We start from the raw sequence: 21792 nt of genomic DNA on the forward strand, positions 1-21792 counted from the left end.
TATGGAATCCCAGACGCAGATAAGGAACCCTGAACTAAGCTCACAGTCGCATACACACTGGCACGTCAGCATCACGCAAAGGAGCCTGCATGGGCGGTCCGACCTCGACATTCATTTATGGCCTTGCCCTACTGGCATTGCTCAGCGGCTGCGGCCAGGAAAAATCTGCACCCAAGGATCATTCCAGGGTCTTTGTGCAAACCGTGCAGGCGGGCGATTTCGCCGCCGCCGTGACGCTGACCGGGGATATCCAGGCGCGGGTCCAGGCCGACCTGTCGTTTCGTGTCGGCGGCAAGATTATCCAGCGCATGGTCGATGTCGGCGACCGCGTGACCGCCCGGCAAGTGCTGGCCAGGCTTGATCCCAAGGATTTGCAGAGCAACGTCAACTCTGCCCAGGCTCAAGTGGTGGCGGAGCAGGCGCGGGTCAAGCAGACCGCCGCTGCCTTTGTGCGTCAGGAGAAGCTCCTGCCCAAGGGCTATACCAGCCGCAGCGAATACGACTCGGCCCAGGCCGCGTTGCGCAGCAGCCAAAGTGCGCTGGCCGCAGCCCAGGCGCAACTGGCCAATGCCCGTGAGCAACTGGGTTACACCGCATTGGTCGCCGATGCCGCGGGTGTGATTACTGCGCGCCAGGCCGAAGTCGGCCAAGTGGTGCAGGCCACCATGCCGATCTTCAGCCTGGCCCGTGACGGTGCGCGCGACGCGGTGTTCAACGTTTATGAATCACTGCTGGTAGAGCCTCCCGCCGATACGCCGATCACGGTCAGCCTACTGGACAACCCAGAGATCAAAGCGGTTGGCCGGGTGCGCGAAGTGACCCCGACCGTGGCCGCCAACAGTGGCACCGTGCAAGTGAAGATCGCCCTGGACGCCCTGCCCAAAGGCATGGAACTGGGCTCGGTGGTCAGCGCCACGGCCAATGGGCCGGCCAAGAGCAGTGTCGAGTTGCCCTGGGCGGCACTGACCAAGGACCTGGATGCGCCCGAGCCTGCCGTGTGGCTGGTGGACGGCGACGGCAAGGCACAACTGCACCGCGTCACCGTTGCCCGTTACTTGACCGGCAAGGTGATCATCAGTGACGGCCTCAAGGGCGGCGAGAAAGTGGTGGTGGCCGGGGGGCAATTGCTGCATCCCGGCATGCAGGTGGAGATTGCCCAACCTGCGGGCGAGGCCAAGGCCAGGGGAGTGCAGCCATGAAGCATCTGGCGCTGATACTTGCCGGCAGCCTGGCGCTGCTGGCCTGTTCCAAGGAAGAGCCTGCCCCCGAACCGGTGCGTCCGGTACTTTCGGTTGAAGTCAAATCCCAGGACCAGGCAAACCTCGGCCGCTTTGCCGGCTATATCCAGGCTCGCTACGAAAGTAACCTTGGGTTCCGCGTACCGGGTCGCATCGCTCGGCGGGCCGTGGATGTGGGGGCCGAGGTGGAGAAGGGCGCCTTGCTGGCGGTACTCGACCCCACCGACCAGCAGAATCAGTTGCGCGCGGCCCAGGGCGACCTGGCCCGTGTCCAGGCACAATGGATCAACGCCCAGGCCAATGCGCGCCGCCAGCAGGAACTGTTCAACCGTGGCGTCGGTGCCCAGGCACAACTGGATATTGCCCAGACCGACCTGAAAACCACCCAGGCCTCCCTTGACCAGGCCAGGGCAGCGGTGGATCAGGCACGGGACCAGCTCGACTACGCGCAGTTGCACACTGACCATGCCGGCATCGTCACGGCCTGGAATGCCGAGGCTGGCCAAGTGGTCAGCGCGGGTCAGCAAGTGGTGGCGCTGGCCCGGCCCGATATCAAGGAGGCGGTGATTGATCTGCCCGCCAACCTTGCCGAGCGCTTGCCCCCGGATGTGGTGTTTCTGGTGGCCGCGCAGTTGGACCCCGGTGTCCATACCACTGCCACTGTGCGCGAAATCGAACCCCAGGCACAAAGCGCCACGCGCACTCGCCGCGCCCGCCTGACCCTGGCTGATACCCCTGCGGCGTTCCGCCTGGGTACGGCGATCAGCGTGACCTTGAGCTCGGCCGTTGCCCCGCGTATCGAATTGCCCCTCAGCGCGGTGCAGGAGGTCGACGGCAAAAGCCGTATCTGGGTGATTGATATGCAAAACCAGACCGTCCAGCACCGCGATATCAGCGTTGTCAGCCGCACTGCGAGCCATGTGTTGCTGGACGGTGGTGTCCAGCCCGGCGAGCGCGTGGTCAGTGCTGGCGTCAACAGTCTGAAGCCCGGGCAAAAAGTCAAAACCGATGAGGACAGCCCGCGATGAAAGGGAGTTTCAACCTATCCGACTGGGCCCTCAAGCATCAGTCCTTCGTCTGGTACCTGATGTTCGTCGCGCTGCTGATGGGCGTGTTCTCCTACATGAACCTTGGGCGTGAAGAAGATCCCTCCTTCACCATCAAGACCATGGTGATCCAGACACGCTGGCCTGGCGCGACCCAGGAGGAAACCCTCAAGCAAGTCACCGACCGCATCGAGAAAAAACTCGAAGAGCTCGACTCCCTCGACTACGTGAAAAGCTACACCCGACCCGGCGAGTCCACGGTGTTCGTGTTCCTGCGCGATACCACCAGCGCCAAGGACATCCCCGATATCTGGTACCAGGTGCGCAAGAAGATCGATGACATTCGCGGCAGCTTCCCCCAAGGGTTGCAAGGGCCGGCGTTCAACGATGAGTTCGGTGACGTGTTCGGCTCGGTCTATGCCTTTACCGCAGACGGCCTGTCGATGCGCCAGTTGCGTGACTATGTCGAGCAGGTACGAGCCGAGATTCGTGCAGTACCGGGGTTGGGCAAGGTCGAGATGATCGGCCAGCAGGACGAAGTGATTTACCTGAACTTCTCCACGCGCAAACTCGCGGCCCTGGGGATTGACCAGCGGCAAGTGGTGCAGAGCCTGCAATCGCAGAACGCCGTCACCCCGGCCGGGGTCATCGAGGCCGGGCCAGAGCGGATTTCGGTGCGTACCTCCGGGCAATTTGCCTCGGAAAAAGACCTGGCCAACGTTAACCTGCGACTCAACGATCGCTTCTATCGCCTGGCGGACATTGCCGATATCACACGGGGCTACATCGACCCGGCGCGCCCGATGTTTCGCTTCAATGGCCAACAAGCGATTGGCCTGGCCATCGCCATGCAAAAGGGCGGCAATATCCAGGACTTCGGCGAGGCGCTGCACCAGCGCATGGATGAGTTGACCGCCGACCTGCCGGTGGGCGTCGGTGTGCATAAGGTTTCCGACCAGGCAGAGGTGGTGGAAGAGGCCGTCGGAGGCTTTACCAGTGCGTTGTTCGAAGCGGTGATTATCGTTCTGGTGGTGAGTTTTATCAGCCTGGGCATGCGTGCCGGACTGGTGGTGGCGTGCTCCATTCCGCTGGTGCTGGCGCTGGTATTCGTGTTCATGGAGTACAGCGGCATCACCATGCAGCGGGTGTCCCTGGGGGCCTTGATCATTGCCTTGGGCCTGCTGGTGGACGACGCGATGATCACCGTGGAAATGATGATCACGCGCCTGGAGAAAGGCGAAACCAAGGAGCAGGCCGCGACTTATGCCTACACTTCCACCGCGTTCCCGATGTTGACCGGTACGCTGGTGACGGTGGCCGGTTTCGTGCCTATCGGCTTGAACGCCAGTTCGGCGGGCGAGTACACCTTCACCCTGTTCGCGGTGATTGCCGTGGCGATGCTGGTGTCGTGGGTGGTGGCGGTGTTGTTTGCGCCAGTGATCGGCGTACATATCCTCAGCAGCAAGGTCAAACCCCACAGCGAGGAACCTGGGCGCGTTGGCCGGGCTTTCAACGGCGGGATGCTCTGGGCCATGCGCAACCGCTGGTGGGCGATCGGGATCACAGTGCTGCTGTTCGTGGCGTCGGTATTTTCCATGCAGTTTGTGCAGAACCAGTTTTTCCCGTCCTCGGACCGGCCGGAAATACTCGTCGACCTCAACCTGCCGCAAAACGCCTCGATCAATGAAACCCGCAAGGCCGTCGACCGGCTCGAAGCGATCATCAAGGATGATCCGGACATTGCCCGCTGGAGCACCTACATCGGCCAGGGCGCGATCCGTTTCTACCTGCCGCTGGACCAACAACTGGAGAACCCGTACTACGCGCAGTTGGTGATTGTCAGCAAAGGCCTGGAAGAGCGCGGTGCGCTGATCGAGCGCCTGCAAAAGCGCCTGCGGGATGATTTCGTCGGCGTGGGCAGCTTTGTCCAGCCGCTGGAAATGGGCCCGCCGGTGGGGCGTCCGATCCAATACCGGGTTTCGGGCAAAGACATCGACCAAGTGCGTAAACATGCGATTGAACTGGCCACCTTGCTGGATCAGAACAACCATCTGGGGGAGATCATTTACGACTGGAACGAACCTGGCAAAGTGCTGCGGATCGATATCGCCCAGGATAAGGCGCGGCAGTTGGGGCTGTCGTCCGAAGACGTGGCGCAGCTGATGAACAGTGTGGTCAGCGGCGCAGCCGTGACCCAGGTCAACGATGATATCTACTTGATCAATGTGGTCGGCCGTGCCGAAGACGCGGAGCGTGGTACCCCGCAAACCCTGCAGAACTTGCAGATCGTCACGCCAAGCGGCACCTCGATACCGCTGCTGGCGTTCGCCACCGTAGGCTATGAGCTGGAGCAGCCGTTGGTATGGCGTCGGGATCGCAAACCGACCATCACTATCAAGGCCGCCGTGCGCGATGACATGCAGCCCACGGATCTGGTCAAGCAACTCCAGCCCGAGATCGACAAGTTCAGCGCCGGCCTGCCGGTAGGCTACAAGGTCGCCACCGGCGGCACCGTGGAGGAAAGTGGCAAGGCCCAGGGCCCGATTGCCAGTGTGGTGCCGTTAATGCTGTTTTTGATGGCGACCTTTTTGATGATCCAGTTGCACAGCGTGCAGAAGATGTTCCTGGTGGCCAGTGTTGCACCGCTGGGGCTTATTGGTGTGGTGTTGGCGTTGATTCCAACGGGCACGCCCATGGGCTTCGTGGCGATCCTCGGGATCCTTGCGCTGATCGGCATCATCATCCGCAACTCGGTGATTTTGGTGACGCAGATCGATGCCTACGAGCAGGATGGCTACACGCCGTGGGACGCAGTGGTGCAAGCCACCGAGCATCGCCGCCGACCGATTCTGCTGACCGCGGCGGCTGCCAGCCTGGGCATGATCCCCATCGCTCGGGAAGTGTTCTGGGGGCCGATGGCCTATGCGATGATCGGCGGCATTATCGTTGCCACCCTGCTGACATTGTTGTTTTTACCGGCGCTGTATGTGGCCTGGTACAAGATCCGCGAGCCGAAGAGCAGCCAGTGATGCCGGCTGGGGAACTCAGGCGGCCCTTGGTTTGCGCCACACACTGGCCAGCCAAGGCTGCTGTTCCCGGGGCAAACCGGCAGGTCGATAGTAATGCTCCAACTCTTTGAATCCTGCCGCCGTCAGCAGCGCTTGCCAGGTGTGCAGGTCGTGATAGGCGCCATACCGTGGCCCGTTCCAGCCTTCCTGGTTCTCGCCCCTGGGGTTGGAGCTGAACAACACGCCACCGGGCTTCAATGCCGCGTGAAGCTGTTTGAGAATGCGCGGCAGTTCTTGCCCGGGGATATGAAATAGCACCGCGTTGGCGAAGATTCCGTCAAAGCGTGCGGCGGGCAGGTCGAGTTTCAGGAAGTCTTGCTGCAATACCTCGCAGCCACTGTCTTGCCGTGCCATCTGTGCGAAACGCTCGCAGCCATCGAGCCCCACGGCGATATGGCCCAGGCGCGTGAAAGTCTGCAAATCCCGCCCCGGGCCACAACCGAAGTCCAGCACGGTAAACGGCGCAGAACCCTGGATATGGCGTAACAACGCGTCGATGTTCTGGCTCACATCATGATCACGGGTGCCGGTGCGAAAATCTTCGGCCACCTTGGTGTAGTGGCCGAGTGTCGTGGCAGTGATCTGGTCGAGGTCGTCGGGCTGCAGTTTCATGACGGGCAATACCAAGCGTTGAGATGCCCCGACTATACCTCACCTCTTGTCGAGGACCCGCGCCAACCGATCCCCGGCCAATTGAATTGTCGCCACCAGGATCACCAGCAACACAATCACGGTCAGCATGATCTGGCTGTCAAAACGCTGGTATCCATAGCGATAGGCAATATCCCCCAGGCCCCCCGCACCAATCGCCCCGGCCATGGCCGAAGAGTTGATCATGGTCACCAGGGTAATGGTGAACCCACCGACAATGCCCGCCAGCGCCTCGGGCAACAATACATGCCAGACGATATGCCAGCGCCGGCAGCCCATGGCTTGCGCGGCCTCGATCAAGCCGTGGTCGACTTCCCGCAGGCTGACCTCGGCAATTCGCGCAAAGAACGGCGTGGCGGCGATGGTCAGCGGCACCACGGCAGCCCAGACGCCGTAGGTGGTCCCGACGATCAGCCGAGTGAACGGGATCAACGCCACCATCAAAATCAGAAAGGGAATCGAGCGGAACAGATTGACGACGGCCCCCAACACCCGATTCAGTGTGGGTGCCTGGAAGATGCCGCCCTTGTCGCTGGTGACCAGCAATACCGCCAGCGGAATGCCCACCAACAGCGCAATCAATGACGACACGCCGACCATCAACAAGGTGTCGATGGCGCCCTGCACTAAACGATCAAACCACATAACCCAACACCTCGACCTGTTGTGCCCAGCGCGTGGCGCGGGTGCGTAAAGCGTCTGCGTCCAGGGACGTACCGCTGACCGCCAGCAATAATTGCCCCAAGGCGTGGCCCTGGATGCGTTCTACCGCGCCTTGCAGCAGTCGTACGCGCCCGCCGAGTGCGGCGAACAACGCGGCCAGGTCCGGTTCATCTTCACTGGCACCGGTCAATTGCAGGCGTAGCACAACGGCTGCATCCACTGAGGGCGGCGTGGGCTGCAAGCGGCGTTGCAGTTCCTCGGGCAAGGCGTGTTGCAGTGGCGCCAGCAGGGTTTTGCTGACCTCATGCCGGGGGTTGCCAAACACTTCCCACACCGGGCCTTGCTCGACAATCTGCCCATGTTCCAGGACCACGACGCGGTGGCAGATTTCGCGAATCACGGCCATCTCATGGGTGATCAGGACAATGGTCAGCCCCAGGCGCCGGTTGATCTCGCGCAGCAGGCCGAGGATCGATTGGGTCGTCTCCGGGTCCAGCGCCGACGTGGCTTCGTCGCACAGCAGGATCTGCGGGTCGTGTACCAGCGCACGGGCGATGCCGACACGTTGCTTTTGCCCACCGGACAACTGCGCCGGATACGCCGTGTGCTTGTTCTGCAGTCCCACCAGATCCAGCAATTGGCGGACCTTTTGCTGGCGCTGTTTCTTGGGTACGCCGGCGACCTTGAGTGGCAACTCGACGTTCTGCCACACAGTCTTGGCCGACATCAGGTTGAAGTGCTGGAAGATCATGCCAATGCGCCGCCGCAGCGCTACCAGGCGGTCTTCATCGAAGTCGCCGATATCCACTTGATCGATCAGCACCCGGCCACTGCTGGGCTGCTCCAGGCGGTTAATGGTGCGAATCAGCGACGATTTGCCGGCGCCGCTGCGTCCGATGATGCCGAACACTTCACCCTGCTGGATCGCCAGGTCGATGCCTTGCAGGGCATGTACCGTACCGTCATAGGTTTTGCCCAGGTTGATAAAGCGCACATGGGCGCGGTTCAGTTCGGGATGAAGCTCGGTTTGCTGCGCGTTCCTTGGTGGTATGCCGAGGTCGCGCAATTGGGCGTTGGCAGCACTCATGTTCAACCTTCCCAGCCGACTTGGTAGAGCTTGCCAAGGGATTTATCCAGGGCGGCGCGTACCGCCGGCGAGTGCTGATAGATATCGACGAACTTGATCAGCCGCGGATCGGTTTTGCTTTTTGGCTGGATCACGAACTGGATTACGTACTCCTTGAAGTCGATGCCGTCGAACAGCAGCGCCGACTCGGCATCGAAGGTCTTGGACAGGCGAATATAGGCCGGGTAACCCTGTACCAGGTCGGCATCGTCATAGGCGCGCACCAGTTGCACCGCTTCCACCTGCAGGATCTTGAGTTTTTTCGGGTTGGCGGTGATGTCCTCCTCGGTGGCCTTGTAGCCCACGCCTGGCGTGAGGGTGATCAAGCCCGCCTTGGCCAGCAGTTGCAGGCAGCGGCCGCTGTTGATCGGGTCGTTGGCAATCGCCACGCTGGCGCCTTCGGTGTACGGAACAACCACATGGGTTACAAAAAAGTGCATTCACATAGGTGACACTTTGATTGAAACATAGCCGTTTTTTGCGTCCCGGGCATTGACGTGACCGAGGATCACCGGACCGAAGATAACATTCCATACCCCGTCTTTGATCATCTCCATTCCAATGGTTTGATGCCTGAGCAGGTTCCCCACATATATCCGCAGACCATCTCGATTAATGATTCCGCTACCATCGGCCAGGTAACACTCAACATGGCTCGCATACCCCATTTCCGGTAGTTTCTCCGGGTAAGCTCGGGTTGATGGGGTATAGCAGGACGCCGGGGTTTTCTGGCCGAGTGCCTCGTGTCCCCGTTCGTGATTGTAGTGCTGCATAAATCGATCAAAGTGTTTTTGCTGAGCCTCCCAGGCAATGGCCGGCGGTTTGGGAAACGTACTCTTCAATGTCCGGTGCATACGCTCATGACGTCCATTTTGATCTGGTCGACCGGGCTCAATTCGCTCAGGAATAATCCCAAGGCGTAGCCACCAGATCGATAACTGCGACAACCCCGCACGCCCCGTGCTCGCAAACGGCACGCCATTATCGGTTCGGATGCGCTCAGGCATCCCATACTCCCGAAAGACGCGCTCGAAGGTTTGCTGGGTCTCCTTGAGATTGGTGTTAGCCATGCTCTCGCAGGCAAGCAAGAAGCGACTGGCATGGTCCATGATCGTCAGCGGATAACACCAGACACCCGCTCCGGTGAGAAATTGGCCTTTGTAATCTGCGCTGAAGAGTTGATTAGGCGATTCTGCCCTACGCAAAGGCTTGGGATAGACAGCGACACGCTGGCGCAACGGTCGAGACGTGATCAGGTCCGCTGCCTTAAGGATGTTGTAGATGGTCGTTTTAGAAGGCGGATCCTGTCCGGGAAAGCGTTTCATCAGATCGTTCTGAATCTTTTTAGGACCCGGAACCGTTTCGCCAGTAGAGCGAAACTCAATGATTGCCTGCCTCACAACCAGCGGCACCACATAGGTCTGGTTGTGCCGGCGCCGACTACGCTCATCGAGCCCACTGGGCCCCTCTAGCTGATAGCGTTCGACCCACTTATAGCCAGTCTTTCGGCTGATCTGATAGTCCTGACACAGCTGGCTAAAGCTGTGCTCTTCAGACAGATACGCCGCGATGAACATCACTTTGAGGTCCATAGGTTTCAGCTCTTTCCAGGGCATGGTCAGATCCTCGCGAAATCGACCATGCCAGTTAATAACTGTTACCTATGTGCTTGAACTGATTTGTAACCCATGTGGGTGAGTCATACCTTCGGGCAGATCGGCAAAGCTTTTGTACTTTTTCGAATACAGGCCGACGTTGTTGATAATGCCGGGGGCGAATGGCACCAGGTCGAAACCGGCGGCGGCCTTGGCGTTTTCCAGAAACGGTATGTGCTGGAAGTAATTCACGTCGAGATCGCCGGCGGCCAGGCTGACGTTCGGAGCGATCCAGTCACTGAACTCCACCAGTTCGACCTTCAAGCCTTGTTTGCCGGCTTCCTCCACGGCGGCTTCGAGGGGGATCGCGAACGCGGCGGTGGTGCCGACCTTCAACGCAGCATCAGCGGCGAACACCGTCGAGCTGAACAGGCCGAGGGCCAGGGCCAGTGCCTTGACCGGGAGGGCGAGGGTGGTTTTTTTCATGATCAGTATCCAGTCAAGGGATGGCGGTAGGTGGAGCCGGTGTGTCGCGGGGGTAAATGCGCGTCATGCGCAAAGATTTTTTCGCGCAGGGTTCCGGCGTCATAGGCGGTCTTGTACGAGCCGCGCTGTTGCAACTGCGGGATCACCAGTTCGATAAAGTCCACATAGCTTTCCGGGGTCACGATGCGCGTGAGGTTGAAGCCATCCAGGCCGGTTTCACTGATCCAGGACTCCAGTTCGTCGGCCACCTGCCCAGGCGAGCCGACCAATGTGATGTAGCGACCGCCGAGGGCGTGTTGCTCAAGCAATTTGCGCCGCGTCCAGTCGTGGTCTTGCAGAGTCTTGGTGGCTGACTGGATGGCGTTGCTCTTCACGTACTGGATGGGCTCATCCATCTCGTACCGGGAAAAATCAACTCCGGTCGAGGCGCTGAAATGCGCCACTCCGGCCTCGGCGCTGGCGTAGCTCAGGTACTCGGCGTGCTTGGCCCAAGCCAGCTCTTCGGTGGTCGCGACGATCACGTTGAGGCCCATGAACACCTTGATGTCATCCGGGTTGCGGCCAGCTGCCGCTGCGCTGGCGCGCACCTTGTCCACCTGAACCTTGGTCGCAGTTTTGTCCTGACCGCTGATAAATACACACTCGGCATGCCGCCCGGCGAACAGCAGGCCGCGCTCCGAGCTGCCGGCCTGGAACAGTACCGGCGTGCGTTGTGGCGACGGCTCGCAGAGGTGGTAACCCTGAACCTGATAGAACTCGCCGTGGTGCTCGACCTTGTGGACTTTGTGCGGCTGCGCGTAGACCCGTGCGTGCGGGTCGTTGAGCACGGCGTCGTCTTCCCAGCTGCCTTCCCAGAGTTTGTACAGCACCTGCAGGTACTCGTCGGCCTGGTCGTAGCGCCGGTCGTGCTCGACTTGTTCATGCAGGCCCATGGCCTTGGCGGCGCTATCGAGGTAGCCGGTAACGATGTTCCAACCCACCCGGCCACGGCTCAGGTGGTCGAGGGTCGACATACGCCGGGCGAACAGGTACGGCGGCTCATAAGTGAGGTTGGCCGTCAGGCCGAAGCCAAGGTTTCTGGTGACGGCGGCCATGGCCGAGACCAGCAGCAGTGGGTCATTGACCGGCAGTTGGATCGACTCCTTGAGCGGCACATCGACACAATCCTGGTAGACGTCGTACACACCGACGATGTCGGCGATAAACAGTCCGTCGAACAGCCCGCGCTCCAGCAACTGCGCCAGTTCGGTCCAGTATTCGACGCTCTTGTACTGGCTCGAGGTGTCCCGTGGGTGCGTCCACAAGCCGTGGTTGATGTGCCCGATGCAGTTCATGTTGAACGCATTGAGGAGTATTTTTTTCTTCGGTTGCAACGCCTGGCTCATCAAATCGTCCCCCGCAGTGGCGGGTTTTGATCGTTGAGGTAGTAGTTGCCCACGGCGTGGTACTTCCAGCGCACCGGGTCGTGCAGGGTATGCACCCGGGCATTGCGCCAGTGCCGATCCAGGCTGTGTTCGGCCAGCGTTGCCTGGCTGCCGGCCAGCTCAAACAAAATGCTGCCGGCTGCCAGGGATATTTCGCTGCTCAGGGCACGGGCCTCGGCCACCGCGATGGATGCAGCGGCGATGGACTCGGCATGGGTATCGGCCTGGGCGCGGTCGAGGTATTCACCGGCGCGCTCCAGCAGGGCTTCGGTGGCGTGCAGGCGGGTGCTCAGGTGGCCGAAGCTTTTCAGGGTCAGTGGGTCTTCGCTGGCCTTGTGATTGCCCGAATCGATCCACGGCCGGGTTTTGGTCCGCACAAAGTGCAAGGCGTCCTCGAAGGCGGCGCGGGCGATACCGGTGTCGATGGCCGCGTGAAGAATCTGTGCCAGCGGGCCGACAGGTGTCGGGCGCTCAAAGGCGCTTTGAAACGGGATCACGTCGGCAGCGCTTACCCACACATTGTCGAAGACTACCGAGCCGCTGCCGGTAGTGCGCTGGCCAAAGCCGCTCCAGTCGTCGATCACCGTCAGGCCCTGGCTCGCGCGCGGGACGAAGGCCAGTTGCTGCACGCCATTTTCGTCTACCACCGAGGTGGGAATACGCTGCGCATAGATCGCGCCGGTGGCGTAGAACTTGCGACCACTGATGCGAAATCCGTCGCCGTCGCGGGTCAATTGGGTGATGCGGTCGTGGGCGGTCCTGGTGCCCAGCTCTGCCAGGGCGTTGCCGAAGCGCTGGCCGGCCAATACTTCGGCGTACAGGCGTTGCTGTTGCGCAGGGCTGCCGTTGACCCGCAGCACTTCGAGGGCATAGAAATGGTTCTGCGGAATCTGCCCCAGTGAGGCATCGGCCTGGGCAATCAGCGCAATGACCTTGGCCAGGGTGACGTTGGAAACGCTCGCTCCACCGTAGGCCCTGGGCACGCTGATGCCCCACAGGCCGGAGCGGGAAAACACCTCCAGCTCCGGCAATGGCAGGCGGCGTTCGCGGTCGCGCAAGGCGCTGTCGCGGCGAAAGTCTTCGGCCAGGTCGCTGGCGACAATCAGGGCTTGTTCATCGCTGGTGATGACCGCGACGGCTTGGGAAAGTGTCATGTGGTGCTCCAGGGCTCGGGTCGTCAGATCCAGGAATGTCGCGCCGGCAATGTGCCGTTGAGGTGCCAGGCACCGATGGCGTGATACTTCCAGCGCACCGGGTCATGCAGGGTGTGGACGCGCGCATTGCGCCAGTGGCGGTCGAGGTTGAACTCGGCAAGGGTGGCGCGGCTGCCGGCCAGTTCGAACAGCTTTTCACTGACCAGCAACGAGACCTCGGTGGTCTGTACCTTGGCGTGCGCCACGGCAATCGATGCACGTGCGGCTGACTGCTCGGTGATGGGCGCGCTACTGACTTGATCCAGCACCTGGCCGGCTTTGCGCAGCAGTGCTTGGGCGGCGTGCAGTTCGATTTTCAGCTTGCCGATATCGGCGATGACGTAGGGGTCATCGCTGACCCGCTCGACCTTGGCGTCAATCCACGGGCGCGAGCGTTCGCGCACGAACTGTAGGGTGTCGTCGAGCGCTCCCCGGGCAATGCCGGCGTCGATGGCGGCCTGGATCAGTTGCGAGATCGCGCCCTGGATATTCGGGGACAGGCCCAGGCGCCAGTTTTCCACGACCAGGCCAGCCTCCACCGGCACATTGTTGAGTAGCACGGTGCCGCTGGCGGTGGTGCGTTGGCCAAAGCCCGACCAGTCATCGACAATGCGCAGTCCCTGGGTGGCACGACGTACAAATGCCATGACCTGCTGGCCGTCATCGTTCAATGCCTTGACCGCGACCCAATGGGCAAACAATGCGCCGGTGGAATAGAACTTCTGACCGTTGATGATGAAATCGTCACCGTCCTGGGTGATTCGCGCCTTTAATTCCAGAGTATTTTTTGTACCGCGTTCCGGGCCGGCATTGCCGATGCGCCAGCCGTCCAGGACACTTTGGAACAGCACTTTCTTCTGCTCTTCGCTGGCGACGCTTTGCAGGCCGTGGAGGATGCCGAAATGGTTCTGTGGAATTTGCCCCAGTGCCGGGTCGGCCGCGCTGATGATGGCGAACACCTCGGCCAGGGTCACGAACGACACTTGCGGGCCGCCGTATTCGCGAGGGATGGTAATACTGCCCAGGCCGCTGCGGGTGAACTGCTCGATTTCAGCCCAGGGCAGCTTGCGCTGCTGGTCGCGCAGCCCAGCTTGCAGGCGGGCTGCCTTGGCAAGCTGGTGGGCGGCGTCGAGGGCTTGGGCGTCGTTGCTCAGCACGGTGGCGGGCAATAACGGCGGGGCGATATCCAGATCACTCTGAACGGGTGTTTGAGCCAGGTTCGACATCAGTGCTGCTCCTTGGCTGCATCCAATGCCCTGGCGTTAAGCACCGGGGTAACGTTGACCATACCTACCTCACATTCGTTGAAACGCTAAAAATCAGGAATGTCCGGTGGTCCGGTTTATATACCTTAAAGATGTTTAATTTTGAAATAAACTAACTTTTAGGAATATACATAGAAGGGCAATCAGCCGGGCTCACAGGGCGAGCCCGGCCGCCGCGGTTGGTACGCGCTCAACGTGGTGGCTGCTGTGGCGGGGTTGAGCGCAGCGATGCTCAGCGTGCGTGCCGGCGCCCAGCGCGAATTGTTGCCGACCCAATCGAGGATGCAGTAAGTGACGTCCAGCCTGTGATCGTCTCCGGCTTCCTGAATCAATGCCGGCGGCACCCAGACCTGCACCGGGCGCCCCACATCGTGGGCCTCGATTCTGGGCAGATCCAGGCGCGAGTCGCCCCAGCGCAAAGTGATTTCGTCATCGACGGCCATATTCAGGTAAGGGTCGATAGCCAGGGGCACGCCGCGGCGGATCTGGCGGCTGTTGACGCCATGGCGGCGGATCATTTCGGGCAGGGTGACGGGAGCCAGATTCTGGTTTTCTTCGCCACACAGCAGCGATGGCTGGCCGCCGGGGCAGTCGGTCTTGACCTGCACTCGGGTGATGGCCGAGCGCGCCGGTCCATGGCCCACTTGCATGACCCGGTAATGAATGCGCGTTGCGCCGTTGCGCACAAAACTCTCCGGCACCCGCAAGCTGCTTGGCTGGCCTATGTCGGCAGCGGCAAGACGAGTGGAGGCGGCAAAGCAGTTGTTCCAGAACAACTCGATCAGGTCACCGACGCCCATGTCCGGGTATGGCGCAATCTCCACCTGCAATCGGGCGGCGGCGAGGGCGTTGATGCCTTGTCGATGGGCCTGGGGCAATGTCGGTGCGGCGAGCATGGCCAGGGGTGAAAGGTGCGTCATAAGTAATCTCCTTGATGCAGCCAGCAGCAATCGTTCCGAATGTCAGGCGCCAGGAGCGCTGCTGTTCGGAAGGCACGATTTTTTGAAAAGCCGGAATAGGATCCAATCCTCGGGACGTTAGATAAGAGGGTTGGGCAAGGAGCGTCAATGGCGGCAAAAGGCTAAACGGCAGGTTTTGGATTATTCAGAAGGGGCTTACTGGAGGGCGGCTCAAAAAGGGTAGGCCGGTAGTATGTTTTCGCTTGGGACGGCGGGGTGTGATGTAGGAGCAAGGGGGGACGCCTAGCCCTCGCTCCTACAGTACGAGTGGTTTTTCAGTGGGTGAGGAATTTGCTCAGAAACTGCCGCGTGCGTTCTTCCTTGGGATTGGCAAACAACGCTTTGGCTTCACCCTGTTCGACGATCACGCCCTTGTCGAAAAAGATCACCCGGTTGGCTACGTCGCGGGCAAAACTCATCTCGTGGGTGACGATCACCATGGTCCGATTTTCTTCAGCCAGGCTGCGAATGGTCGCCAGCACTTCGCCCACCAGCTCCGGATCGAGGGCCGAGGTGGGCTCGTCGAACAGAATCACTTCCGGCTCCATCGCCAGGGCGCGAGCAATGGCGACCCGTTGCTGCTGGCCGCCGGAAAGACGCCGTGGATAAGCATCTTCCTTGCCTGCAAGGCCCACCTTGGCCAGCAATGAGCGACCCAGGGCGACGGCGCTGTCCCGGGGCATCTTCTTGACCACCAACGGGCCCTCGATGACGTTTTCCAGCGCGGTGCGATGGGGGAACAGGTTGAAACTCTGGAACACAAAGCCCACGTGCTGGCGCAGCCGTCGCACCAGGCCCTGTTGTTGGTTGAGCGAACGGCTGCCGTCGATTTCGATGTCCCCGACCTTGATCCGGCCGCTGGTGGGTTCTTCGAGAAAGTTCAGGCAGCGCAGGAAGGTGGTCTTGCCGGAGCCACTGGGGCCGATGATGGCGACGACTTCGCCTGCTTTCACTTGCAGGTCAATCCCGTTGAGCACCACCTGGCCATTGAATTGTTTGGTCAGTTTTTCAACCACGATCATGCTTCAAGACTCCTGGTCATGGCGATTGACCCGTGCTTCCAGGCGATTTTGCAGGTGCGCCAGAACGCTGGCGAGCACCCAGTAAATCAACGCAGCGGACAGATACATGGTGAAGATTTCAAAGGTGCGCGCAGACACCAGTTGTGCCTGGCGGAACAGCTCGGGCACCTGGATGGTGGCAGCCAGCGCCGTGTCCTTGACCAGCGAAATGAAACTGTTGCCCAGCGGTGGCAAGGCGGTACGCATGGCTTGCGGCAGAATGGCCCGGCGCAGGGTCTGCGCACGGGTCATGCCGATACTGGCGGCGGCTTCCCACTGTCCACGCTCGATGGAGCCTATGGCGGCGCGCAGAATTTCACAGGCGTAGGCGGCCATGTTCAGCGAAAAACCGATCATCGCCGCGGGTATCGGATCCAGTTCGATGCCGACTTGCGGCAAGCCGTAATAGATCAGGAACAGTTGCACCAGCAGCGGCGTGCCACGAAAGAACGATACATAGATCCGGGCGAGCAAGCTCAGCAACTTGAAGCGCGACAAGCGCATCAAGGCCAGGCCAAAGCCCAGCAACGAGCCGAAGAACATCCCGCCGAGGCTGAGGATTACCGTGTAGTACGCGCCCTTGAGCAGAAAGGGCACGGAATCGAGCGCGAGTTGGAAGCCTGCTTCCATTATTGAGTGACGTCAGCGTTGAAGTACTTCTCGGACAGCTTCTTCAAGGTGCCGTCGGCGCGCAATTTGTCGAGGGCCTTGTTCACGGCATCGAGCAGCTCAGGCTCGCCTTTGCGCAGGGCAACGCCGGATTCCTGGCGGGAGAAAGCTTCGCCGGCAGCGGCGGTATCCTTGGCTTTCTTGGCGTATTCCAGGGCAGCCAGGCGGTCGATCAGAATAGCGTCGATACGCCCGATGCGCAGGTCCTGGAACTTGGTCGGGTCATCGTTGTAGGTCTTGATGATGGCTTTAGGCGCGTTGTCCTTGAGCCACTGTTCGTAGTTGGTGCCCAGGCCTACACCGACTTTCTTGCCGGCCAGGTCGTCAGCGGTCTTGATGGTGTCGACGTTTTTCTGCAGGGTCAGCGCCTGGATCCCGGAGATGGTGTAGGGCGTGGAGAAGTCATATTTCTTCTTGCGTTCTTCGGAAATGGTCACCTGGTTGACCACCGCATCCAGGCGCTTGGATTCCAGCGCGGCGAGGATGCCGTCCCATGGCGTGGCTTGCAGCTTGACCTTGACGCCCAGTTCCTTGGCCAGGGCTTCAGACAGCTCGACTTCAAAGCCACTGAGCTTGCCGCTTTCATCGACGAAGCTGAAGGGCGGGTAGGTGCCTTCCAGGCCGATCTTGATCTCGCCGGCTTTCTTGATCTTGCCCAGTTGTTCGCCGGCAACCGCCTGGCCCAGCAACCCGGCCCCAAGGGCCAGGCCCAAGGTGCCAACCAGTAAGGTGCGACGGAATACGGAAATAGTCATGACAAGCCCCTGTGTTTTTTATGTTGAGCGAAGCAGGTGACGCAGTGGTCGTATCCTGCCCTAAAACCGTGATGTGTGGGAGTGCGACTATAAGGTCGGCGATAAAGTCTTAAAAATAATATAAAAACTTTTTTATATTTCTAATTCGAATATCAAAGCGCCGAGTCATAGGCGAACAACGCCGGGGCCCCACCGGTGTGCAGGAAAATGATCGGGCCTTCATTGAATGCCTCGTGGCCGATGCCGTCGAGTAGCCCGGCCATGGCCTTGCCGGTATAGACCGGATCCAGCAGCAGGCCTTCCTGGCTCGCCAGCAATTTGATTGCGGCCAGCGTCCCGGCATTGGGCTCGCCATAACGGGGGGCGAAATATTCATCCCACAGGATTACCTTGAAAGCATCCGGCACTTTGATGTCCAGCAGCTCGGCCGTGCGCTCGGCCAGGCCTTGTACTTTGGGGCGCTGGGCCTCGTCGGTGCGTGAAACGGTGACGCCAATCACTGGCAAGTCCGGCAGCACCTCACTCAGCGCCAACGCCAGGCCGCTGTGGGTGCCGGCGCTGCCGGAGGCCAGGACTACGGCGGCAAACCGGATGCCGCTGTGTTCGATCTGCTCGGCCAACTCCAGCCCGGCGCGCACATATCCCAGGGCGCCCAGCGCGTTGGAGCCGCCAATCGGTACCAGGTAGGGCGTTTTGCCGTCGTTGCGCAAGCGTTCGGCCAGGGCTTTGAGTTGCTCGTCGGCATTGTCCAGGTTCTCGACCAGCTCCACCTTGGCGTCGAACAGCTCCACCAGCAGGCGATTGCCGTTGCCCAGGTAATTGGGGTCTTCGGTGCCCGTCGGGTTTTCCAGCAGTGCGACACAGCCCAGGCCCAGCTTGGCCGCGAGGGCCGCGGTCTGGCGTACATGGTTGGACTGGATGGCCCCGGCGGTGATCAGTGTGTCGGCACCCTGGGCGAGGGCATCGGCGGCCAGGTATTCAAGTTTGCGCAGCTTGTTGCCGCCCATGGCCAGCGGGGTGGTGTCGTCGCGCTTGATGTAGATGTCACGTCCCAGCCAGGCCGACAGTCGTTCGAGTTTTTCCAGGGCGGTGGCGCCGCCGAGCAGTTCCAGACGCTTAAAACGGTCTAGCTGTTGTTTGATCATGGTTACGCACGAGCCTTCAAGAGATATGCGGACTATAGGCAGCGGTTTTTCAGCGGGCAACCGCCAATCGCTTATGCTGATTAGTTCTTGGTATCACATCATTGGTTATTAAGGACAGCCAATGTGTATACCGTAAAGTGATGGCCATTTCGTCAGGAGGGAATACCGTGAGCGAGCGATCCAGTCATTGGCAATTACAAACCATTGTCAGTCAGTTGCGTGGTGCGCGGGAGCAATGGCGCACACGCAATGGCCGTAGCAGTGGGGAGCAGGGGGGGCGTGAATTGCCATCGCGCGATGCGATGGCGCAGATTCTCGAAGCGTTGTGCGGTGCATTGTTCCCCATGCGGTTGGGGCCGGTGGATTTGCGCGAGGAAAGTGAAGACTTCTACGTCGGCCACACCCTCGATGTGGCGTTGAATGCGTTGCTCGCCCAGGCCCGTCTGGAGTTGCGCTATGCCGCAAGACAAGGCGGCCAGCCCGACGGCGATGTCCATGCCACCGCTATTGGCCTGATCCAGGATTTTGCCTTGGCCTTGCCGGCGTTGCGCAGCCTGCTGGATACCGACGTGCTGGCGGCCTACCACGGCGACCCGGCCGCGCGCAGTGTCGATGAGGTGTTGCTGTGCTATCCGGGTATCCTGGCGGTGATCCATCACCGCCTGGCTCATCATCTGTATCGTGCCGGTTTGCCGTTGTTGGCGCGGATCTGTGCAGAAATCGCCCACTCGGCTACCGGCATCGACATTCACCCTGGCGCGCAGATCGGTCCCAGTTTCTTTATCGATCACGGTACAGGCGTGGTGATTGGCGAGACGGCGATCATTGGCGAGCGTGTGCGCATCTATCAAGCCGTGACCCTTGGCGCCAAGCGCTTCCCGGCGGATGAAGACGGGCAGTTGCAAAAGGGCCATCCTCGTCATCCGATTGTCGAGGACGATGTGGTGATTTATGCCGGCGCGACGATTCTGGGGCGGATTACCATCGGCAAGGGCTCGACGATCGGCGGCAACGTGTGGCTGACCCGAAGTGTGCCGGCGGGGGCGAACCTGACCCAGGCGAACCTGCAGCATGATGACGGGACGCAAAAATAGCGTTGAAGCCGCGACGATCCAAGGTGGGAACGGGCTTGTGTGGGAGCGGGCAAGCCCGCTCCCACATTTGAAGATTCAACCAGTCATCGCTGAACGTTTTGCCTGCCTGACGCGTCATACCAAACCTTGAGCTAATGTCGCAATCACCTACCACTGGGCCTTGCGATTAGTCCCAGACTGCCTATCCATGTTTAACTTGATCGCTCGTTCAAGTTAAACCGGTGGTTCGCTGCCCGCTCACAACAGGAGGCTTACCTTTGCTGAGTCCGTTTTTTACAGCCACACCCGAGGTGCGCTTTTCATGAGTGCATCGTCTACCCCAGCCAGCGGCCTGGTGCGCATGAATGCGCCGGTGTTCTACTTTGCCGCAAGCTTCATCCTGCTGTTTGGCGTCACGGTTATCGCCATCCCCGAACAAGCCGGCGCCTGGTTGCTGGCCGCGCAAAACTGGGCGGCCAGTACGGTCGGCTGGTATTACATGCTGGCGATGACCCTGTATCTGGTCTTCGTGGTGGTCACCGCGTTGTCTGGCTACGGCAAGATCAAACTCGGTGCCGACCACGACGAGCCCGAATTCAGTTATCTGTCCTGGGCCGGCATGCTGTTTGCCGCCGGGATCAGCATCACCCTGTTTTTCTTCTGTGTCTCGGAACCCTTGACCCATCTGGTGCAACCGCCCCAAGGCCAGGCGCTGAATGCCGATGCGGCGCGCCAGGCCATGCAGGTGCTGTTTTTGCACTGGGGCCTGCACGGCTGGGGTGTGTTTGCGTTTGTCGGCATGGCGCTGGCGTATTTTGCCTACCGGCATAACTTGCCACTGGCGTTGCGTTCGGCGCTGTACCCGCTGATCGGCAAGCGCATCAACGGTCCCATTGGCTATGCCGTGGATGGCTTCGGCATTATCGCCACGGTGTTCGGCCTGGGTGCCGACATGGGTTTTGGGGTGTTGCACCTCAACTCGGGGCTGGACTACTTATTTGGCATTGCCCACACCCAGTGGATCCAGGTCGGACTGATCACGCTGATGATGGGCGCGGCGATCCTCGTCGCCGTTGCCGGCGTCGACAAGGGCGTGCGGGTCATGTCCGATATCAACATGCTGCTGGCCTGTGCGCTGCTGCTGTTTGTGCTGTTCGCCGGGCCCACCCAGCATTTGCTCAATACCCTGATCCAGAATGTCGGTGACTACCTCGGCGCCTTGCCGACCAAGAGTTTCGATGTCTACGCCTACAACGAGCCGAGTGACTGGCTGGGTGGCTGGACCGTGTTCTATTGGGCCTGGTGGATTGCATGGTCACCGTTCGTGGGCCTGTTTATTGCCCGTATTTCACGCGGCCGGACCATCCGTGAATTCGTCTTTGGGGTGCTGTTGATCCCGCTGGGCTTCACCCTGGCCTGGATGTCGATCTTCGGTAACAGCGCGATTGACCAAGTGCTCAACCATGGCATGGTCGCACTGGGTCAGTCGGCCATCGATGACCCGTCGATGAGTCTCTATCTGCTGCTGGAAACCTACCCGTGGAGCAAGACGGTTATTGCGGTCACGGTATTCATCAGCTTTGTGTTCTTCGTGACCTCCGCCGACTCCGGCACCGTGGTGCTCTCCACCCTGTCGTCCAAGGGCGGCAACGCCGATGAAGACGGGCCGAAGTGGCTGCGGGTGTTCTGGGGCGCGATGACCGCGCTGGTGACCAGTGCCTTGCTGTTTGCCGGCAGCATTGATTCGCTCAAGTCAGCGGTAGTGCTGACCTCGCTGCCGTTCTCGATGATCCTGTTGCTGATGATGTGGGGGCTGCACAAGGCGTTTTACCTCGAGTCCCAGAAACAGATTGCGCAGTTGCATTCGTTGGCCCCGGTCTCGGCTTCGCGTCGTGGTCGTGGCGGCTGGCGCCAGCGCTTGAGCCAGGCGGTGCATTTTCCGTCGCGCGATGAGGTGTACCGTTTCCTGGAAACCACCGTGCGCCCGGCGATTGAAGAAGTGACGGCGGTGTTTGTCGAGAAGGGCCTTAGCGTCGTAACCCAGCCTGATCCGTCCAATGACAGTGTCAGCCTGGAAATTGGCCATGGCGAAGAGCATCCGTTTATCTACCAGGTCCAGATGCGCGGCTATTTCACGCCGTCCTTCGCCCGTGGCGGGATGGGCTCCAAAGAGATCAACAACCGCCGCTACTATCGGGCGGAAGTCCACTTGAGTGAGGGCAGCCAGGACTACGACCTGGTGGGCTACACCAAGGAGCAGATCATCAACGACATCCTCGACCAGTACGAACGGCACCTGCAGTTCCTGCATCTGGTGCGCTAGCAGGCTCCAAAGCCCCTGTAGGCGCCGGCACGCGGGTACCTACAGGGGCTTC

Annotated in this window: 17 protein-coding genes and 2 pseudogenes; 5 read left to right on the forward strand and 14 right to left on the reverse strand. The window is 60.5% G+C overall.

Going from position 1 to position 21792, the window contains the following annotated elements; genetic code table 11:
- Positions 1-89 precede the first annotated feature (89 nt).
- The 3 genes from OQ460_RS01120 to OQ460_RS01130 are packed head-to-tail and all read left to right on the forward strand — an operon-like array spanning position 90 to position 5313.
- Positions 90-1199, forward strand: coding sequence for an efflux RND transporter periplasmic adaptor subunit (locus tag OQ460_RS01120; protein ID WP_410020107.1), 1110 nt, complete (start codon positions 90-92; stop codon positions 1197-1199).
- On the forward strand, positions 1196-2266 hold the full coding sequence (locus OQ460_RS01125) for an efflux RND transporter periplasmic adaptor subunit (RefSeq protein ID WP_410020108.1): 1071 nt from the start codon (positions 1196-1198) through the stop codon (positions 2264-2266). Before OQ460_RS01120 ends, OQ460_RS01125 begins: the two co-directional genes overlap by 4 nt.
- A complete protein-coding gene (locus tag OQ460_RS01130; RefSeq protein WP_410020109.1) occupies positions 2263-5313 on the forward strand; it encodes an efflux RND transporter permease subunit in 3051 nt (1016 codons plus the stop codon). Before OQ460_RS01125 ends, OQ460_RS01130 begins: the two co-directional genes overlap by 4 nt.
- A 15-nt stretch (positions 5314-5328) precedes the next feature.
- Here OQ460_RS01130 and OQ460_RS01135 read toward each other — a convergent pair whose 3' ends face one another.
- The 14 genes and pseudogenes from OQ460_RS01135 to OQ460_RS01200 form a co-directional block, all read right to left on the reverse strand.
- Complete coding sequence (locus OQ460_RS01135; RefSeq protein WP_410020110.1) at positions 5329-5964, reverse strand: class I SAM-dependent methyltransferase; 636 nt, start codon at positions 5962-5964, stop codon at positions 5329-5331.
- Between the two features lie 39 nt (positions 5965-6003).
- Positions 6004-6648 (reverse strand): methionine ABC transporter permease, encoded by a 645-nt coding sequence (locus OQ460_RS01140; protein WP_410020111.1) that lies wholly within the window; start codon positions 6646-6648, stop codon positions 6004-6006.
- Positions 6638-7753: a methionine ABC transporter ATP-binding protein gene (locus OQ460_RS01145; RefSeq protein WP_410020112.1), complete on the reverse strand. Its 1116-nt coding sequence runs from the start codon at positions 7751-7753 to the stop codon at positions 6638-6640. Before OQ460_RS01145 ends, OQ460_RS01140 begins: the two co-directional genes overlap by 11 nt.
- Positions 7754-7755: 2 nt before the next feature.
- Positions 7756-8193, reverse strand: a pseudogene (locus OQ460_RS01150) (MetQ/NlpA family ABC transporter substrate-binding protein); the annotation flags it as partial.
- A gap of 39 nt (positions 8194-8232) precedes the next feature.
- Positions 8233-9408: an integrase core domain-containing protein gene (locus OQ460_RS01155; RefSeq protein ID WP_410017906.1), complete on the reverse strand. Its 1176-nt coding sequence runs from the start codon at positions 9406-9408 to the stop codon at positions 8233-8235.
- 87 nt (positions 9409-9495) lie between these two features.
- Positions 9496-9873, reverse strand: a pseudogene (locus OQ460_RS01160) (MetQ/NlpA family ABC transporter substrate-binding protein); the annotation flags it as partial.
- Positions 9874-9875: 2 nt separating this feature from the next.
- Entirely contained in the window at positions 9876-11258 is a 1383-nt protein-coding gene (locus tag OQ460_RS01165; protein ID WP_410020113.1) for an LLM class flavin-dependent oxidoreductase, read from the reverse strand.
- Positions 11258-12451: an SfnB family sulfur acquisition oxidoreductase gene (locus OQ460_RS01170; protein WP_410020114.1), complete on the reverse strand. Its 1194-nt coding sequence runs from the start codon at positions 12449-12451 to the stop codon at positions 11258-11260. The genes OQ460_RS01165 and OQ460_RS01170 overlap by 1 nt, the downstream gene beginning before the upstream one ends.
- A gap of 23 nt (positions 12452-12474) precedes the next feature.
- Positions 12475-13716: an SfnB family sulfur acquisition oxidoreductase gene (locus OQ460_RS01175; protein WP_410020115.1), complete on the reverse strand. Its 1242-nt coding sequence runs from the start codon at positions 13714-13716 to the stop codon at positions 12475-12477.
- A 182-nt stretch (positions 13717-13898) separates the two neighbouring features.
- On the reverse strand, positions 13899-14675 hold the full coding sequence (locus OQ460_RS01180; RefSeq protein WP_410020116.1) for a hypothetical protein: 777 nt from the start codon (positions 14673-14675) through the stop codon (positions 13899-13901).
- A gap of 314 nt (positions 14676-14989) precedes the next feature.
- On the reverse strand, positions 14990-15736 hold the full coding sequence (gene tcyN, locus OQ460_RS01185; protein ID WP_410020117.1) for an L-cystine ABC transporter ATP-binding protein TcyN: 747 nt from the start codon (positions 15734-15736) through the stop codon (positions 14990-14992).
- A gap of 3 nt (positions 15737-15739) precedes the next feature.
- Complete coding sequence (tcyL, locus tag OQ460_RS01190; protein ID WP_410020118.1) at positions 15740-16405, reverse strand: cystine ABC transporter permease; 666 nt, start codon at positions 16403-16405, stop codon at positions 15740-15742.
- A complete protein-coding gene (tcyJ, locus tag OQ460_RS01195; RefSeq protein ID WP_410020119.1) occupies positions 16405-17199 on the reverse strand; it encodes a cystine ABC transporter substrate-binding protein in 795 nt (264 codons plus the stop codon). Before tcyJ ends, tcyL begins: the two co-directional genes overlap by 1 nt.
- A gap of 152 nt (positions 17200-17351) precedes the next feature.
- The gene (locus tag OQ460_RS01200) at positions 17352-18344 is read right to left on the reverse strand and encodes a D-cysteine desulfhydrase (protein ID WP_410020120.1); all 993 of its coding nucleotides are present in this window, start codon (positions 18342-18344) and stop codon (positions 17352-17354) included.
- Positions 18345-18511: 167 nt separating this feature from the next.
- Between OQ460_RS01200 and epsC the strand changes: the two genes are divergently transcribed.
- Positions 18512-19438 (forward strand): serine O-acetyltransferase EpsC, encoded by a 927-nt coding sequence (gene epsC / locus OQ460_RS01205; RefSeq protein ID WP_410020121.1) that lies wholly within the window; start codon positions 18512-18514, stop codon positions 19436-19438.
- Positions 19439-19778: 340 nt separating this feature from the next.
- The gene (gene betT, locus OQ460_RS01210; RefSeq protein ID WP_410021899.1) at positions 19779-21740 is read left to right on the forward strand and encodes a choline transporter BetT; all 1962 of its coding nucleotides are present in this window, start codon (positions 19779-19781) and stop codon (positions 21738-21740) included.
- The last annotated feature ends 52 nt before the right edge of the window (positions 21741-21792 follow it).

Source organism: Pseudomonas imrae (genome assembly GCF_046352735.2).
Classification (GTDB): domain Bacteria; phylum Pseudomonadota; class Gammaproteobacteria; order Pseudomonadales; family Pseudomonadaceae; genus Aquipseudomonas; species Aquipseudomonas imrae.

Bases quoted from the DNA above. Each gene is read 5' to 3' on its own strand.
- OQ460_RS01120 (WP_410020107.1), top strand. From the start codon at position 90: ATGGGCGGTCCGACCTCGACATTCATTTATGGCCTTGCCCTACTGGCA.
- OQ460_RS01125 (WP_410020108.1), top strand. From the start codon at position 1,196: ATGAAGCATCTGGCGCTGATACTTGCCGGCAGCCTGGCGCTGCTGGCC.
- OQ460_RS01130 (WP_410020109.1), top strand. From the start codon at position 2,263: ATGAAAGGGAGTTTCAACCTATCCGACTGGGCCCTCAAGCATCAGTCC.
- OQ460_RS01135 (WP_410020110.1), bottom strand. From the start codon at position 5,964: ATGAAACTGCAGCCCGACGACCTCGACCAGATCACTGCCACGACACTC.
- OQ460_RS01140 (WP_410020111.1), bottom strand. From the start codon at position 6,648: ATGTGGTTTGATCGTTTAGTGCAGGGCGCCATCGACACCTTGTTGATG.
- OQ460_RS01145 (WP_410020112.1), bottom strand. From the start codon at position 7,753: ATGAGTGCTGCCAACGCCCAATTGCGCGACCTCGGCATACCACCAAGG.
- OQ460_RS01155 (WP_410017906.1), bottom strand. From the start codon at position 9,408: ATGCCCTGGAAAGAGCTGAAACCTATGGACCTCAAAGTGATGTTCATC.
- OQ460_RS01165 (WP_410020113.1), bottom strand. From the start codon at position 11,258: ATGAGCCAGGCGTTGCAACCGAAGAAAAAAATACTCCTCAATGCGTTC.
- OQ460_RS01170 (WP_410020114.1), bottom strand. From the start codon at position 12,451: ATGACACTTTCCCAAGCCGTCGCGGTCATCACCAGCGATGAACAAGCC.
- OQ460_RS01175 (WP_410020115.1), bottom strand. From the start codon at position 13,716: ATGTCGAACCTGGCTCAAACACCCGTTCAGAGTGATCTGGATATCGCC.
- OQ460_RS01180 (WP_410020116.1), bottom strand. From the start codon at position 14,675: ATGACGCACCTTTCACCCCTGGCCATGCTCGCCGCACCGACATTGCCC.
- tcyN (WP_410020117.1), bottom strand. From the start codon at position 15,736: ATGATCGTGGTTGAAAAACTGACCAAACAATTCAATGGCCAGGTGGTG.
- tcyL (WP_410020118.1), bottom strand. From the start codon at position 16,405: ATGGAAGCAGGCTTCCAACTCGCGCTCGATTCCGTGCCCTTTCTGCTC.
- tcyJ (WP_410020119.1), bottom strand. From the start codon at position 17,199: ATGACTATTTCCGTATTCCGTCGCACCTTACTGGTTGGCACCTTGGGC.
- OQ460_RS01200 (WP_410020120.1), bottom strand. From the start codon at position 18,344: ATGATCAAACAACAGCTAGACCGTTTTAAGCGTCTGGAACTGCTCGGC.
- betT (WP_410021899.1), top strand. From the start codon at position 19,779: ATGAATGCGCCGGTGTTCTACTTTGCCGCAAGCTTCATCCTGCTGTTT.